The organism is Microbacterium sp. lyk4-40-TSB-66 (assembly GCF_030209475.1).
GTDB lineage: Bacteria > Actinomycetota > Actinomycetes > Actinomycetales > Microbacteriaceae > Microbacterium.
This window is the reverse complement of sequence record NZ_JARVRW010000004.1, coordinates 109,687-125,177: the sequence shown is the minus strand read 5'-3', so window position 1 is coordinate 125,177 and position 15,491 is coordinate 109,687. Positions and strand designations below refer to the sequence as shown.

At 71.7% G+C, this 15,491-nt stretch carries 11 protein-coding genes; 7 read left to right on the top strand and 4 right to left on the bottom strand.

Going from position 1 to position 15,491, the window contains the following annotated elements; all coding sequences use genetic code 11:
• Positions 1–4: 4 nt before the first annotated feature.
• Entirely contained in the window at positions 5–3,328 is a 3,324-nt protein-coding gene (locus QRO03_RS08145) for an ATP-dependent helicase (protein ID WP_285137021.1), read from the bottom strand.
• Positions 3,289–6,435, bottom strand: a complete 3,147-nt coding sequence (locus tag QRO03_RS08140) for an ATP-dependent helicase (RefSeq protein ID WP_285137020.1) — start codon at positions 6,433–6,435, stop codon at positions 3,289–3,291. Before QRO03_RS08140 ends, QRO03_RS08145 begins: the two co-directional genes overlap by 40 nt.
• Positions 6,436–6,648: 213 nt before the next feature.
• On the opposite strand from QRO03_RS08140, the gene QRO03_RS08135 reads away from it, so the two are divergent.
• The gene (locus QRO03_RS08135) at positions 6,649–6,873 is read left to right on the top strand and encodes a DUF3107 domain-containing protein (protein ID WP_285137019.1); all 225 of its coding nucleotides are present in this window, start codon (positions 6,649–6,651) and stop codon (positions 6,871–6,873) included.
• A gap of 10 nt (positions 6,874–6,883) precedes the next feature.
• Positions 6,884–7,171, top strand: a complete 288-nt coding sequence (locus QRO03_RS08130) for a hypothetical protein (protein WP_285137018.1) — start codon at positions 6,884–6,886, stop codon at positions 7,169–7,171.
• A gap of 62 nt (positions 7,172–7,233) precedes the next feature.
• Here the strand turns inward: QRO03_RS08130 and QRO03_RS08125 are convergent, their stop codons facing one another.
• Positions 7,234–7,950, bottom strand: coding sequence for a ferritin-like fold-containing protein (locus QRO03_RS08125; RefSeq protein WP_285137017.1), 717 nt, complete (start codon positions 7,948–7,950; stop codon positions 7,234–7,236).
• Between the two features lie 147 nt (positions 7,951–8,097).
• On the opposite strand from QRO03_RS08125, the gene QRO03_RS08120 reads away from it, so the two are divergent.
• Positions 8,098–9,549, top strand: coding sequence for a DEAD/DEAH box helicase (locus QRO03_RS08120; RefSeq protein WP_285137016.1), 1,452 nt, complete (start codon positions 8,098–8,100; stop codon positions 9,547–9,549).
• Positions 9,550–9,672: 123 nt separating this feature from the next.
• Here QRO03_RS08120 and QRO03_RS08115 read toward each other — a convergent pair whose 3' ends face one another.
• On the bottom strand, positions 9,673–10,533 hold the full coding sequence (locus QRO03_RS08115) for a PHP domain-containing protein (protein ID WP_285137015.1): 861 nt from the start codon (positions 10,531–10,533) through the stop codon (positions 9,673–9,675).
• Positions 10,534–10,650: 117 nt separating this feature from the next.
• Here QRO03_RS08115 and QRO03_RS08110 point away from each other — a divergent pair, with 117 nt between their 5' ends.
• The 4 genes from QRO03_RS08110 to QRO03_RS08095 all read left to right on the top strand — a co-directional run bounded on the left by QRO03_RS08110 (position 10,651) and on the right by QRO03_RS08095 (position 15,403).
• Positions 10,651–11,682, top strand: a complete 1,032-nt coding sequence (locus QRO03_RS08110) for an endonuclease/exonuclease/phosphatase family protein (RefSeq protein WP_285137014.1) — start codon at positions 10,651–10,653, stop codon at positions 11,680–11,682.
• 62 nt (positions 11,683–11,744) lie between these two features.
• The gene (locus tag QRO03_RS08105; protein ID WP_285137013.1) at positions 11,745–13,181 is read left to right on the top strand and encodes an aminopeptidase P family protein; all 1,437 of its coding nucleotides are present in this window, start codon (positions 11,745–11,747) and stop codon (positions 13,179–13,181) included.
• Positions 13,178–14,959, top strand: a complete 1,782-nt coding sequence (locus tag QRO03_RS08100) for a gamma-glutamyltransferase family protein (RefSeq protein ID WP_285137012.1) — start codon at positions 13,178–13,180, stop codon at positions 14,957–14,959. Before QRO03_RS08105 ends, QRO03_RS08100 begins: the two co-directional genes overlap by 4 nt.
• 96 nt (positions 14,960–15,055) lie before the next feature.
• Positions 15,056–15,403 carry a hypothetical protein gene (locus QRO03_RS08095; RefSeq protein ID WP_285137011.1) on the top strand — a complete coding sequence of 116 codons (348 nt, stop codon included), beginning with the start codon at positions 15,056–15,058 and terminating at the stop codon, positions 15,401–15,403.
• Positions 15,404–15,491: the final 88 nt, after the last annotated feature.

The following is a 15,491-nucleotide window of genomic DNA, read 5'->3' as shown; positions in this document are numbered from 1 at the left end:
CCTCTCAGCCGCGCAGCACCAGTTCGTCGCCGACGTAGAACAGCGTCACGTCGATCAGGTCGATGTCGATGCCGTGCTTCGCGTGATACGCCTCGCGGTAGAGCTCGAGCTGCAGCATGCGCGCGCGCCGATCCGCGTCGGTGGTGGGCGGCCGACCCGTCTTCCAGTCGACGATCTCGTACCGGTCGCCGCGGCGGTACACGGCATCCAGTTTGCAGATGACGACGTGCTCGCGACCGTCGAGTCGCGTGGTGACGAAGTCGATCTCCGTCTCGACCTCGATCGGGCGCAGACCCGCCCATTCCGACCGCTCGAAACACTCGCGCAGCCGCTGCAGGTCCGCCGCGTCGGCAGCGGAGGCGCCGACCTCGTCGTCGTCCCACAGCCCGTCGTCGTCCAGCCCGATCCCCGCGCCGACGTGGCCCGAACGCTGCTCCACCCACGCGTGGAAGAGCGTGCCGAGGCGCGTCTGACGGTACGGGCGTTCAGGCATGGGTCGCCGCAGGTCATCGACGGCGCGGCCGTAATCCGCGACGAAGTCCTTGAACTTCGACGCCGGAATGCGGGTGGGCGCAGGAGCGTGCGACGGTCGCAGGCGGTCGGCGCGCTCCGCAAGGAGCAGTTCGAGGTCGTCGTCGGGTCGCGCGGAAGCGTTCGCGCGCGCGGCGCTAGCGGTCGCCACGGCCGCCGTCATGGCGGTGCGGCGTGCGCCGAGGGGATCGAGCGGCCAGTGGAGCAGCCGGCGCTCACCGTCGTACGGGTCATCGCCCACCTCGCCGACCGCGAGATCGACGCCCAGGGCCTCGGCGGCTTCCTCGAGGAAGACGCTCGGTCGACGTGGGCGCTTCGTGCCCGACCAACTCGACCCCGACAGCAGCAGGTGATCGCGAGCGCGGGTGAACGCGACATACGCCAGCCGGCGGTCCTCATCGAGCTGTCGAGCGCGATTGTCGGACACGAACGCCTCTATCGCCACCTTCAGATCTTGCTGCGTCTCGGCGCCGCGCCAGCCGAAGACGGGCAGCCAGGCGGAGTCGCCGCGGAATTCGGAGGGCAGGATGCCGAACCCCAGCCAGCCCTTGGTATCGCGCGCCAGCGACGGCAGCTCGTCGGTCACCAGTCGCACGACCGCCACGGCATCCCACTCGAGTCCCTTCGAGCCGTGGATGGTCAGCAGTTGAACGACGTCGGCCTCCGGCGGCTCGGTGCGCGGGGCGAACTCGTCGGCCTGCTCGGCGTGGTCGAGCCAGGCCAGGAGGCTCGAGACGGACCCGGACTCGTCGGCCGCGAGGAAGCCGCGGATCTCGTCGACGAACGCGCGCAGCTGGGCCGACGCGATGCGCGCGGATCCACGCGACTCGTTCGCGGCGAGCTCGATGTCGAGTCGCAGTTCGGTCTCGACCAGCCTGATCAGCTCGGGGATCGGGGCACCGGCACTGCGGCGGAGCCCGGCGAACACGGCCCCGGCCTCGCGCAGACGCGCGCGCCCCTCCGGCGTGATATCGGCCAACCAGCCGTGACCGTCGCTCTGGCGCGTGACGAAATCGAGGGCGTCGACGAGGGAGGCCCGGTCGGCGCCCGGCGTCGATCGCAGGCGGTTCACCACGTCTGCCGCCAGCGGTTGGAGCGATACGTCGTGCGTGGCGAGGCGGCGCGCCACCTGGGCGAGCGCGCGGAGGTCGGCGAGGCCGACCGCCCATCGAGGTCCCGACAGCAGACGGATCAGGGCGGATCCCGCCTCGGGATCGCTGATGACGCGGAGCGCCGACACGACGTCGACCACCTCGGGAGTCGTGAGCAGACCCCCCAACCCGAGGATGCGATGGGGGATGCCACGGCGGCCCAGCGCGTCGCCGAAGCGCACCATGTGCTTCTTGCTGCGGAACAGCAGCGCCCCCGTCGTGGCTCGTCCGTCCGCGGCGCGCGCGGCGCGGACTCCCACGAACCACGACGCGACCCGGTCGGCCTCGGCATCCAGGTCGTTCTCGAACACGGTGTCGACGACACCCGCCGGTGCGCCCGGACGCGCGCGCAGCGCTTCGACCGGGACCGGCGCCCGTGAGGCGAGCGGAGCCAGAACGGCGTTCGCGGCGTCGAGTACTCGCGCGCTGTTGCGCCAGCTCGTCAGCAGGGAGAAGTGCTGGCATCCGCCCGAGGGTGCGAAGACGACGGGAAAACCGCCCAGGTTGCCCGCGCTCGCGCCGCGCCAGGCGTAGATGGCCTGATGAGGGTCGCCCACGGCCATGACCCCCGTCTCCCCGAACAGCGTCGCGAGCAGGTCGGTCTGAACGACGGAGGTGTCCTGGTACTCGTCGAGCAGGACGACACGGTATCGCGCGCGGAGCTCCTCGACGACGGCCGGATGCTCCCGGGCGATCCGGAGCGCACCTGCCACCTGATCGGCGAAGTCCATGACGCCGAGGCGCGCCTTCTCGCGGTCGTAGGCCGCGGCGAGGGCGGCGAGCAGCGAGAGCGCCGACACCTTGGTCGCCGCGTCCGCGACCTCTTTGTAGACGTCGACGCGGTTGGAGGTCGAGGGGCGTTCGACGATGCGCCCGAACTCGTCGGGGAAGGCCGCGAGCCGATCGAGATCGACCAGGTTGTCGACGCCGTCGCGGGCGATCCGCAACGCCGCGTCGATGAGGGACCGCGGCGACTCCTGCCGCTCCTCCAGGCGGGGGTCGTCGGAGGCGAACACGACGCGCCGCATGAGCAGCCAGGCCGCGGATTCCGACAGCACCGCCGACTCGGCATCCCGCCCGATCCGCAGCCCGTGCTCGCGGACGATCGAGTCGGCGAAGCTGTTGTAGGTCGACACCGTCGGGCGGTGCAGGAGCTGATCGGCGTCGGACGCCGACGCGACCCCCGCACCGACCTCGGATGCGAGGGCGTCGAGCGCCTCGCGCCGCGCGGCGTCACCGCGGGCGCCCTCAACCTGCGCGAGGTCGCCGAAGACGGCGAGCCTGCCCGCCGCGTGCAGGGCGGGAAGGGCGGGCAGCAGGCCGCGCGACTCGAACTCCGACAGACGCTGCAGGCGCTTCTGGATACGCTCGGCCAGTTCGCCCGCGGCCTTGCGCGTGAACGTCAGACCGAGCACCTCGTCTCGACGCACGTGCGCATTGGCGACGAGCCACACGACGCGGCCGGCCATCGTCTCGGTCTTGCCGCTGCCGGCACCGGCCACCACCAGCGCCGGGGACAGGGGCGCCTCGATGACGGCGGTCTGCTCGGCGGTGGGCGGGAACTGCCCCAGCGCGGCCGCGATCGTCGCGGCTGAAAGATCACCGGTCACGACGCGCTCACCGCCGAGACCGTGTGGATACGACACAGTCCGTACGAGAACTCGTCGCGGCAGTGCACCTCGTACGGGGCAGCGAAGCTCGTTCCCCGCATGACACCGACGGCGCGCTGGACACGAGTGACGAACTCTTCGCGCTGCGCATCGTCGAACGGCTGCTGCGTCGGCTCGGCGTACTCCTTCTTCGTCGCGCTCGGCCGCAGCACGAGGAGCTTCGCCCCACCCGACGGCAACCCCGCCACCTGCTCGATCGCCCCGGACGAGAAGGCGAGCTGGTAGGCGGCGAGCTGCGGATTGTCGGCGACCTTCTGGTCTGTCTGCGGTTCGTTCTTCCCGGTCTTGAGATCGACGATCACCACGTCGCCCGCCGGGGTGATCTCGACGCGGTCGATGTCGCCGCTGAGCACGGCGCCGTGCTCGCCGGCGTCGGCGATCGGGATCGGCACCTCGAAATGTCGCTCCGCACCGACCAGTCGTCCACCGGCGTCGTCGAAGCGCCGCAAGTAGGTGGCGAGCCGTCGCACGAGGTCGCGCGCGCGGGTCCTCTCCGCCCGTTCCCTCCACACGGCGTCGAACGCCAGTTCTCCCCAGCGCTCTTCGACGACCGCCCACAGATCGTCTTCGGACGAGGACGACGCCGTTTCGAGCGCGGCGTGGATGATCGTGCCGATCCCCGCGGTCGTCCCCCCTCGATCGCCACCGAGGTCGGCGATCACCCAGTCGAGTTCGCACTCCTCGAGGGCGTGCAGGCGCGATGGCGAGACGCGCACGTCTTCGCGGTCGAGGTCGCGCAGCGGCGCGGTGGAGGTCGGCGGTGCGACGCCGTACCACTCGTCGATCGCCGCCCCGGCGACGTCGGCCGCGGCCAAGAGCGCGAGTTGCCCGGCCGCGTGGGTGCGATCCGCCGCCGGAACGCGGGGGGCGGTCAGCGAACGCCGGTGCCGCGCGACGAGACCGCGAAGCGACAACGGGTGTTCGGGAATGGATGCCGCGGGCTCGGGCGCGGGGAGCATCTCGAAGAGCACGCTGGGGCCGGTGTCGTCGTCGTCGACAGCCGTGACGATGAGCATGCGCTCGGCGCGGCTGAGGGCGCGCACGAACAGGCGCAACTCGTCGTGCATGGCCGCCCGTCGTCGATCGAGCATGCCCGCAGCCGGGATGTCGGGGTTCTGCACCGCATCGGTGAGGCGCCAGGTCTCGAGCAGTCCCCCGCGCAGGCGCGTGTTGGGCCAGACGCCTTCTTGCACGCCGGCGATGATGACCGTGTCGAACGCCGTGCCCGCCGCGGCGGCCGGCGTCAGAATGCGCACGGTGTCGACGACGGCAGGCTGTTCGATGCGGTCTTCGGCCACGTCGCTGTCGAGCACCGCGCGAAGGAAGGTCGAGGCCTCGCCGTCGGGTTCGCGCTCGGTGTAGCGCTTCGCCGCCTGGAACAGCGCGACGACGGCATCGAGGTCGCGGTCGGCCTGCTCGGCGATGGGCCCGTGCCCCCGTGACGCCTCTCGCCACGTGCGCGCCAGGGAGCTGCGTTCCCACGCCGTCCACAGCATCTCGTGCGCGGTCGCGCGCGATCGCGCCTGGGCCCCGAGGGCCGCGAGGGTTTCACCGAGACGGACCGCCCGCCGCGCCTCACGGGTGTCGACAGCGGCGAGTTCGAGCGGGTACCGCACGCCGGAGACGAGCAGGTCGGTCGCCGAGCGCACGCCGCCTTCTGCCACCTCGGCGTGCCGCAGGGCGGTGCGGAGCCGCCGCAGTTCGATCGGATCGAGGCCACCGAACGTGCCGAGCAGCGCGTCGACGACGAGCTCGGGCGACCACTCGTCGGGGTCGGTCATGCCCAGCTCGACGAGGCGGACGAGGTCGCGCACGGGTCGCTGCACCCCGAGCGCGAGGCCGGGCCCGCTGGCTCGCGCCGGAACTTCGCGCGCGGCCAGCTCGGACTCGAGGGTGGCCACCTGACGCGAGTCGTGCGCGATCACCGCGCACGAGCCCCACGGCACGCCGCCGAGGACGTGCCGCTCGCGCAGCAGCCGCGAGATCGCGTCGGCCTCCTCGGCGGGCGAACGGAGGAGGTACGTGCGCACCGACCCCTGTACCGGCGCGCCCTGCGGCGCCCGACGGTGCGCGACGACACCGGCGGCGCCGATGCGCGAAGACACCTGCCGGACGAGGTCCACCTGTTCCGGCGTCCCGCGGTGCGCGGTGCCCAGGGCGACCGTCGCTCCGAGTTCGCGGGCCAACCGGGCGAAGTTCTCGGGGGTCGCGCCCCGGAAGGCACCGGATGCCACGTCGGGGTCGCCGAAGGCGACAACGCCGATACCGAGCGCACGGCACGCGCCGAGCACGTCGATACCGCCGGGCGTGAGCTCCTGCGCGTCATCGACGAGGATGCACCGCAGGGCCGCGAAGCGCCCCAGCAGCTCGCGATCGACGCGGGCGTCATCGAGCACGGCGACGGCTTCGCGGGCGAGGTCGGCCGCGTCGCGGTGGGCGCCGCGCATCGACGCGCGGACGGCGCGGTACTCGTCGGAGAACGAGGCCAGCGACGCCCACACGGGCAGGTCGAGGTGGGTGGCGAGGTCGGCGAGATCGGCCGACGACACCCCGAGGTCCGTGCACTCCGCGAGGAACGCGCGCACATCGCCGCGGAAGCCCCGGGTCGCCCTGATCGCGGGGCCCAGCCAGTCGGGCCACCGCGAGAGGCCGTCGATCTCGTCGAGAGCGTCGCCGTCGAGCAGATCGCGGATGATCTGGTCTTCGTCGCCACCCGTGAGCAGCTGGGGTGGCTCGGCGCCGCGGCGCACCTCGGCGCCGCGCACGAGCTGGAACGCGAACGATGCGACGGAACGCGCGAGCGCACCCGATGTCGCGCGCCCCACCGCAAGCGCGAGGGGGTCGCGCAACGCCGTCGCGGCCGGCCGCGTGGGCGTGAGCACGAGCAGGTGATCGGGATCGATCCCGGATGCCACCAGCTCGCGCACCCGGGTGAGGAGCGTCGTCGTCTTACCCGAGCCCGGGGCGCCGACGACGACGCCGCTGGCCTCGGCCGCCCACGACGCCACCGCCTGCTGGTCGGCGTCGAGGCCGCCCCCGAGCAGGGGGGATGCCTCGGGTGCGTCGGCATCCGGAATCTGCATGCGTCCACGCTAGACCGCACCTCCGACATCGCTCCGGTGGACCCCCGGGGTGCCGCGTCATCGCGGGGTGAGCGGCACCGCCGGGCGCCGTCGCGGCTGCGCGCGTTCGCCGTCCGCGAAGCGGTGCCCCCGCCGGGTCGTCGCCCCGCACGGCTGCCCTAGAGTCGAAGGACGCGCAGGGCCGACCGCGGCCCCGCGAGGAAAGGACGCATCGTGGAGATCCGCATCGGCATCACCAACACCGGCCGCGAACTCAACTTCGAGACCAACGAGAGCTCCGACGCCGTCAAGACCGCCGTCGCAACGGCCCTCGACTCCTCGGCCAGCCACGTCTCCTTCACGGACGTGAAGGGCAACTCCTACCTCGTCCCCACCGCCAACCTCGCCTTCGTCGAGCTCGGCACCGAAGAGTCGCGCCGCGTCGGCTTCGTCGCCTGAGCCCACGACCGTGCAGATCCTGCTCGGCCTGATCCTCGGAGCCGTGATCGGGCTCGCCGCCCACTTCTCGCTCCCGCACCGTGGACTGCGGGGGGCGTTCCTCGCGCCGCTCGCCGGGGCTGCGGCGGCCGGGGTCGTCTGGACGGCCGCGACGTGGATGGGATTCGGCGTCGACTCGCCGATCCTGTGGCTCGTCGCCGCCGTCGCTCCGGCCGTCACCGCCTTCGCCGTGGTCCCCCTCGTGACCCGGGCGCGGCTCGCGCGCGACGACGCCGACCGAGCGCGACTCAGCGTCTGATCGACGCCGACCGAGCGCGACTCAGCGTCTGATCGACGCCGGACGAGGCGCGATGATCCGCGTCAGGCCGCCAGCCCCATGGCATCCATGCGCCGCGCGTGCGCGCCCATCAGTTCGCTGAAGACGGGCTCGACCTTCTCTTCCTCGGCGCGGTCGAGGTGCCCGTGGCGAAGGGCCGCGCGGGCGACGAGCAGCGTGTCGCCGACGAGGCGCCGACCCCAGAGGGCGAGGAGCCAGCGCCACTCCTCGTCGCTGTCGATGGTCGCCGCGATGATGTCGACGATCGCCTGACGGTCGTCGTCGGCTTGAAGGATGCGGGCGACGCGTCGCCCCGTGTCTCCATAGCTCGACGACAGCGCGAGGTAGAAGTCGTCGAGGAGGCCCGCCGTGATGTGCACGGTGAGCATGGTCTCCTGCGGGCGGACGCCGTGGGTGTTCCGACGGAAGGCGTCGAGCGACTCGCGGAACGGCAGCATGAGGTGCGTCGGGTCGGCCCCGCGGTCGCGGATCAGCGCGACGAGCTCCTGGTGCTTGATCAGCGCTGCACCGGCCGCGCGAGAGAGCGATTCCTTCTCGGCGAGCTCCGGCGTCAGCGCGATCAGTTCACTCAGCGTCTCGAAGAACCCCAGCTGCAGGTACGCGGCCTGTCCGAGGAAGGTCTCGACGTCAGGGGCGAGTTCGGCGAAGTCGACGCGCATCGCCTCGCCGAGGTCTCCGCGCGAGCGCAGTTGGAGCGTGCGGCCCACGGGGCGCTGACGACGACGGAACCACGCGAACACGTAGACAGCCTAGGCGTCGGGGGCTCCGGAGACACGCCGGGTAGAGTAGGTGGGTCCCGGCGAAGGATCGGGACCCCGCGCCTGTGGACGAGTGAGGGCGTGGATTCGACTCCCAGGCGGTCTCTCGCCGCCGGAACAGGCACGCTCATGACGACATTCGCCGAGCTCGGCGTCGACCAGGACATCGTCGATGCCCTCGCGACCAAGGGCATCATCGATGCCTTCCCCATCCAGGAGCAGACGATCCCCCTCGGTCTCCCCGGCCAGGACATCATCGGTCAGGCCAAGACGGGTACCGGAAAGACCTTCGGCTTCGGCATCCCCGTGGTGCAGCGGCTCGGACCGAACCCCGAGCCGGGTGTGAAGGTCCTCATCGTCGTTCCCACGCGCGAGCTCGCCGTGCAGGTCTACGAAGACATGGACATGCTCACGAGCAACCGTCCCACCAGCGTCGTCGCCATCTACGGCGGCAAGGCCTACGAGGGCCAGATCGACCAGTTGAAGGCCGGCGCGCAGATCGTCGTCGGCACCCCCGGTCGCCTCATCGACCTCGCCAACCAGCGCCTGCTCGACCTCTCGAACGCGACCGAGGTCGTGCTCGACGAGGCCGACAAGATGCTCGACCTCGGCTTCCTCGCCGACATCGAGAAGATCTTCTCGAAGGTCCCGCCCGTGCGGCACACGCAGCTGTTCTCGGCGACCATGCCCGGTCCGATCGTGGCCCTCGCGCGCCGATTCATGTCGAACCCGATCCACATGCGCGCCAACGACCCCGACGAGGGCCTGACCCAGGCGAACATCAAGCACCTCGTCTACCGCGCGCACTCTCTCGACAAGGACGAGGTCATCGCCCGCATCCTGCAGTCCGAGGGTCGCGAGAAGGCCGTCATCTTCACCCGCACCAAGCGCGCCGCGCAGAAGCTCGTCGACGAGCTCGGCGACCGCGGCTTCAACACCGCCGCCGTGCACGGCGACATGACCCAGGAAGCGCGCGAGCGCTCGATGGCCGCGTTCAAGGCCGGCAAGAAAGACGTCCTCATCGCGACCGACGTCGCCGCCCGCGGTATCGACGTCAACGACGTCACCCACGTCATCAACCACACCATCCCCGACGACGAGAAGACCTACCTGCATCGCGCCGGCCGTACCGGTCGCGCCGGCAAGACCGGTATCGCGGTCACGTTCGTCGACTGGGACGACCTGCACAAGTGGGCGCTCATCAACCGCGCCCTCGAGTTCGGCCAGCCCGAGCCCACCGAGACCTACTCGTCGAGCCCGCACCTCTACACCGACCTCGACATCCCCGAGGGCACGAAGGGTCGCCTCGTGACCGCGCCGAAGGCGGTCGCCCCGAGGACCGAGAAGAAGACCGACGCACCCGCGGATGCCGAGGGCGAGGGCGGTCCGCGTCGTCGCCGTCGTCGCGGCGCAGCGGACACCGCCGCCCCCGGCGAGACGACCCCTCGTGGAGAGGACGGCGCCGGCACGCACGACGGCGCCGGCAAGGAGCACCACGACGGCAACGCGGCCCCGCGCCGCCGACGTCGCCGCCGCAGCGGCGGTGGCAGCTCCGGCACCCCGACGGCCCCCGTCGCCTGACCCACGCGAAGTCCACGCGGCGCCGATCCCCTCGGGGTCGGTGCCGCGTTCGTCGGCGCCCGAGCCCGAACGGCGGCACCGGACGGATTCCGCACGGCGGCCACCCTCCCGGGGCGGGTCCGTCTACGCGTAGACCGGCGCCGTGCCGCCACCGAGGGCGAAGATGCGCGCGACCATCTCGTCGGCGGTGGTGTTCTCGCCGGGCAGGTTCGGTTTGCCGAGGCCGTGGTAGTCGCTCGACCCGGTCACGATGAGGTCGCGGTCCGCGGCGAGGCGCGCCAGCAGCGCGGTCGGCTCGGGCAGGTTCTCGCGGTGCGCGAGCTCGAAACCGGCGAGACCCGCATCGAGCATCGCCCGCAGCACGCTGTCGGGCAGCAGGGCCCGCCCCGCCGGGTGGGCGATGATCGGCACACCCCCGGCGCCGACGACGAGCTCCACCGCCGACACGGGATCGGGGGCGTAGAGCGCCACGTAGTAGTCGCCCGCGGGATGCAGGATCCCGGCGAAGGCCTCTGTGCGATCGACCACGATCCCGCGAGCGACGAGGGCGTCGGCGATGTGCGGACGACCGACCGTGGCCCCGTCGGTGGTCTGCGCGACGATGTCGTCCCACGCGATGTCGTAGTCGTGCGAGATGCGCTCGGCCATGATCTGTGCGCGGTCCAGTCGCGACGAACGGATGCGATCGGTCATCGCCCGGAGGTCCGGGTCATCGGGATCGACGAGATAGGCCAGCAGGTGAACGCTGCGCCACCGGTGCCGTGCCGACAACTCCATGCCCGGCACGAACGTCATCCCGAGAGACGTCGCCGCCTCCGCCGCCTCCGCCCATCCCGACGTCGTGTCGTGGTCGGTGAGGGCGGCGGTGCGCAGGCCGTGCCGGTGTGCTGCGGCCATGACCTCGGCCGGGGGTTCCGTGCCGTCGGAATGCGACGAGTGCAGATGCAGGTCGCTCGGTCCGGAGAATCGGGGAGCAGACGGCACCCATCGAGCGTAGCGCTCCCCTCCCCCGCCCGGACGGTGCCGCACCCGTCCTCACCCGCAGGCGGCATCCGGTCGACGTCGGTCGATCTCCCAGACGCCTGACCTAAGGTCGGGTGCGTGCGTCGACTGCTGGGTTCCCTGGTCGCGCTCGTCGTGGCGGCGGGCGCCGCCGTGCTGACGTGGCCCTCCGCATTCGGGGTGGAACGCGTCTTCCCGATCGCACAGCTGATCTCGTTCCGCGCTCCACTGGCCGCCGTCATGATCGCCGCGACGCTGCTCATGCTGCTGTTCGCCTTCATCCGCCCGGTGCGGGCGCTCGCTCTCGTTCTCGCGCTCATCTTCGGCGTCTCGGGCGGCATCAACGCCGCCGTCCTCTTCCAGCGCGGCCTCGGCTCCGAAGACCTCCCCGCCAAGACGGCCACGAGCCTGCGCGTCATGACGTGGAACACCGCCGGGTCGGCGACGTCGGCCGAATCGATCGCCCAGTTCGCGGTCGGGATGCAGGCCGATGTCGTCACGCTCCCCGAGACGACGATCGACACCGGCGCCCAGGTGGCCGAGATGATGCGCGACATGGGTCAGCCCATGTGGGCGCACCACGCGGAGTACGGCGAATACGGCATCACCGGATGGGATGCCACCTCGACGACCGTCCTGATCCGCCCCGAGCTGGGTGATTACTCCGTCATCGAGTCGTCGCTCGACGGTTCCAGCAACACCTCGACCGTGCCCAGCGCGGTCGCCATGCCGACCTCCGGTGACGGTCCCATCATCGTCGCCGCGCACGCGGTCGCTCCGCGGCGGGACTACATGACGCAGTGGCGCAGCGACCTGCAGTGGCTCGCCGATCAGTGCGCCGGCGACAACGTCATCCTCGCGGGCGACTTCAACGCCACCCTCGACCACATGACGGGGATGGGCGTCGACGGGGGCACGCTCGGGCGCTGCCACGACACGGCGTCCGAGAGCGGGAACGGTGGCGTGGGCACCTGGCCGACGGACGCCCCCGCGATGCTGGGCGCCCCCATCGATCACGTCATGGCCACTCCCGACTGGACGGTGTCGGGTTCCGTCGTCATGCGCTCGCTCGACGGCTCGGGCAGCGACCACCGCCCCATCGTCGTCCAGCTGGAGCGCACGGCCGGCTGAGCAGGTTTGCGAGCCGCGTCAGCCCGCGTGCGCCGGCCGTCAAGCGGTGCGAGACTGGAACGATGGATGCCCCCTCCACCAGCGACACGACCGCGCCGACCGCCGAGCCCCAGGCCGACGAGGCGAAGCCCCTCGACGCCCCGAGCAACCGTAAGGCGCCGTTCCCCCGCGGCTTCCTCGACACCATCTCGACGGGCTGGGCGGAACGTCCCGATGTGCTCCCCGACCCGCGGGAACAGGCCGCGTGGGCCGCGCGTCGGCGCGCGCGTGTGTCGGAGACCTTTCCCGGCCAGCGGGTCGTCGTACCCGCCGGGGGTCTCAAGCAGCGCAGCAACGACACCGACTACCCGTTCCGGGCGCACTCCGCCTTCGCACACCTGACCGGTTGGGGCCGCGACGCCGAGCCCGACGCCGTGCTCGTCTTCGAGCCGCGCGACGAGGGACACGAGGCCGTGCTCTACTTCCGCGAGCGTGCCGACCGCACCACCGCGGAGTTCTACTCCGACGCCGCTGTCGGCGAGTTCTGGATCGGCCCCCGCCCTGCCCTCGACGGCGTCGCCGCCGACCTCGCGATCGCCACGGCGCACCTCTCCGACTTCCAGCCCGGCGATGACGACCGCACCGTCGGCGACGACGACGAGGTCACCCGCTTCGTGTCGGAGCTGCGTCTGGTCAAAGACGAGTTCGAATTGGCCGAGATGGCCCTGGCCGTCGAGGTGACCGGGCGCGGCTTCGACGACATCGTCGCCGAGCTCCCCCGCATCATCGAGCACCCGCGCGGTGAGCGCGTCGTCGAGGGCGTGTTCCACCAGCGCGCACGCTCCGACGGCAACAGCGTCGGCTACGACACGATCGCCGCCTCCGGCCCGCACGCGTGCTACCTGCACTGGACGCGCAACGACGGCGCGGTGAAGCCCGGCGACCTCATCCTCGTCGACGCCGGCGTCGAGGTCGACAGCCTGTACACCGCCGACATCACCCGGACGCTGCCGGTGTCGGGCACGTTCACCGACGTCCAGCGCCGTGTCTACGAGGCGGTCCGTGAAGCAGCCGACGCGTCGTTCGCGGCAGCAAAGGTGGGTGTGCCGTTCCGCCGCCTCCACGAGGCCGCGATGGAGGTCATCGCCGCACGCGTGGCCGAATGGGGTCTGCTTCCCGTGACCGCCGAAGAGGCTCTGGATGCCGACACCGGCGGCCAGCACCGCCGCTACATGGTGCACGGGACGAGCCACCATCTCGGGATCGACGTGCACGACTGCGCTCAGGCGCGGCGCGACATGTACTACGACGGGCTGCTCGAGCCGGGTATGGTCTTCACGATCGAGCCGGGTCTGTACTTCCAGATCGACGATCTCACCGTTCCCGAGGAGTACCGCGGCATCGGGGCCCGCATCGAGGACGACATCGTCATGACCGCCGACGGACCGGTCAACCTGTCGGCTGCGATCCCGCGCACCGCCGACGAGGTCGAGGAATGGATCGCCCGGCTCTCGCGATGACGTTCACGCCACCGGCATCCTTCACCACTCGTCCGACCCTGCGGGGCACCTTCGGCATGTCGGCCTCGACGCACTGGACGGCCACGGCGACCGCGCAGGCGGTTCTCGAGCGCGGGGGCAACGCGTTCGACGCCGCCGTCGCCGCGGCGTTCGTGCTGCACGTGGTCGAGCCGCACCTGAACGGCCCGGGGGGCGATCTCGTCGCCCTCATCCGACCGGCGGGAGAGAACCGTCCCCTGGTGCTGATGGGCCAGGGCCCGGCGCCCGCTGCCGCCGACATCGACCACTTCCGCTCGCGCGATCTCGACCTCGTGCCCGGAGCGGGCGGCCTGTCCGCCGCCGTTCCCGGCGCCGTCGATGCGTGGTTGATGCTCTTACGCGATCACGGCACCTGGGAGCTCGCCGACACCATCGCCTACGCCGTGGGCTACGCCCGTGACGGACACCCGCTCGTCGCGGGAGCCGCGGCCACGATCGCGCGGGTCGCCGACCTGTTCCGCGCGCACTGGCCGACGTCGGCCGAGAGATGGATGCCGACCGGCTCGCCGCCCGCACCCGACACGGTTCTGAAGAACCCCGCGTGGGCCGACGTCCTCGACGATCTCGTCGCGGCCGGCTCCGACGCCCCCGACCGTGAGGCGCGCATCGACGCGGCGCGGTCACGGTGGATGACCGAGGTGCTGCCCGAAGCGGCGGCGTTCATCCGGCGTCCGCATCGGCACGCCGACGGGCGCGATCATCCCGGCATCCTGGATGCCGACGACCTCGCTTCGTGGCGGGCGGGGTACGAGCCCGCAGTGACCGTGCGATTCCGCGGGTGGGACGTCTACAAAGCCGGTGTGTGGACGCAGGGCCCCGCCCTGCTGCAGACGCTCCGCCTCATCGAGGACGCCGACGACGCGGCCCTCGACCCCGCGACGGTCGAGGGGGCGCACCTGCTGCTCGAGGCCCAGAAGCTCGCGTACGCCGACCGCGACGCGTGGTTCGGCGACTCCGACCTCGCCGTCGATGTCGACGCCCTCCTCGACGACGATTACATCGCCGCGCGGCGGGCGCTCATCGGCTCCGAGGCCTCGACCGACCTGCGCCCCGGATCGCCCGACGGGCGATCGCCACGCCTGCCTCCCCTTCGTACCGAAGCGGGCTCGGCCGATGGGTCGACGGGCGAGCCGACCGTCGACCGTTCGGGGCAGACGCGCGGCGACACCTGCCACATCGACGTGATCGACCGGTGGGGCAACGCCGTGTCCGCGACGCCGTCGGGTGGCTGGCTCCAGTCGTCGCCGACCGTGCCCTCGCTGGGGTTCTGCCTCGGCACGCGGTTGCAGGCGACGTGGCTCGTGCCGGGCCACCCGGCATCCCTCGAGCCCGGCCGACGACCTCGGACCACGCTGACACCCACCCTGCTGACGCGGGGAGAAGAAGTCATCGCGATCGGCTCACCCGGCGGTGATCAGCAGGACCAGTGGCAGCTGCCCGTCCTGCTGCGTCTGCTGGTCGGCGGGTACTCCGGCCAGCAGGCGATCGACGCGCCGACGCTGAACACGACCGCGCTCATCGATTCGTTCTGGCCGCGCACCTGGACGCCGGCCGGCGCGACCGTAGAGGACCGCCTCGGCGACGAGGTGATCGCCGCCCTCGAGGCGCGCGGGCACCGGGTGCGCCGAACGGGTGACTGGTCGCTCGGGCGCGTGACCGCCGTCGGTCGCGATGCCGACGGCGTCGTATGGGCCGCTGCCAACCCGCGGGGTGCTCAGGGATACGCCGCCGGTCGCTGAGCCCGCGATCGCCCGCGGGCGAACGCCGTGGTGAATTCCGCGCCCTTATCCACAGGCGGGAAACGGGCGCGCGGGCGCATTCATTAGCATCCGGGCATGTCGTTCTCCGTCCAGCCCGACGAGATCGTCGGCATCGCCGATCGTGTCCGTCTCGCCCTCGACGACGCCCTCGACCGCTCGCACGCCTTGCGTGACGCGGTCGAGGCGTTGGATGTCGTTCTCGGCGGTCTCCCGCCGGCTCGCGCGGCGTTCGACGAGGTCGCTCGGGCTCGGGTGCAGCTGTCGCGTGGCATCGTGTCGCGAGGTCGGTCGGCCCTTTCGGTGCTCCGATCGGTGGTGCTCGCCTACGTCGAGGCCGACGGCGAGATGGCCGTGTCGACGACCCGCGCCGAGACCGGTTCGACTGCTTTCGACCCGGCACGGTTCGGTCGGGCGCCTCGATGACCCCCTCGATCGACGACGTCCCGGTCTGCCCGGCCGATCCTGAAGAGCTTCGTCGACTCGCCGCGTCCGTCGAGGCCGCGGGATCCGC

Excerpts from the sequence above, each read along its gene's own strand:
- QRO03_RS08140 (WP_285137020.1), bottom strand. The coding sequence starts at position 6,435 with ATGCAGATTCCGGATGCCGACGCACCCGAGGCATCCCCCCTGCTCGGG.
- QRO03_RS08120 (WP_285137016.1), top strand. The coding sequence starts at position 8,098 with ATGACGACATTCGCCGAGCTCGGCGTCGACCAGGACATCGTCGATGCC.
- QRO03_RS08105 (WP_285137013.1), top strand. The coding sequence starts at position 11,745 with ATGGATGCCCCCTCCACCAGCGACACGACCGCGCCGACCGCCGAGCCC.
- QRO03_RS08100 (WP_285137012.1), top strand. The coding sequence starts at position 13,178 with ATGACGTTCACGCCACCGGCATCCTTCACCACTCGTCCGACCCTGCGG.
- QRO03_RS08095 (WP_285137011.1), top strand. The coding sequence starts at position 15,056 with ATGTCGTTCTCCGTCCAGCCCGACGAGATCGTCGGCATCGCCGATCGT.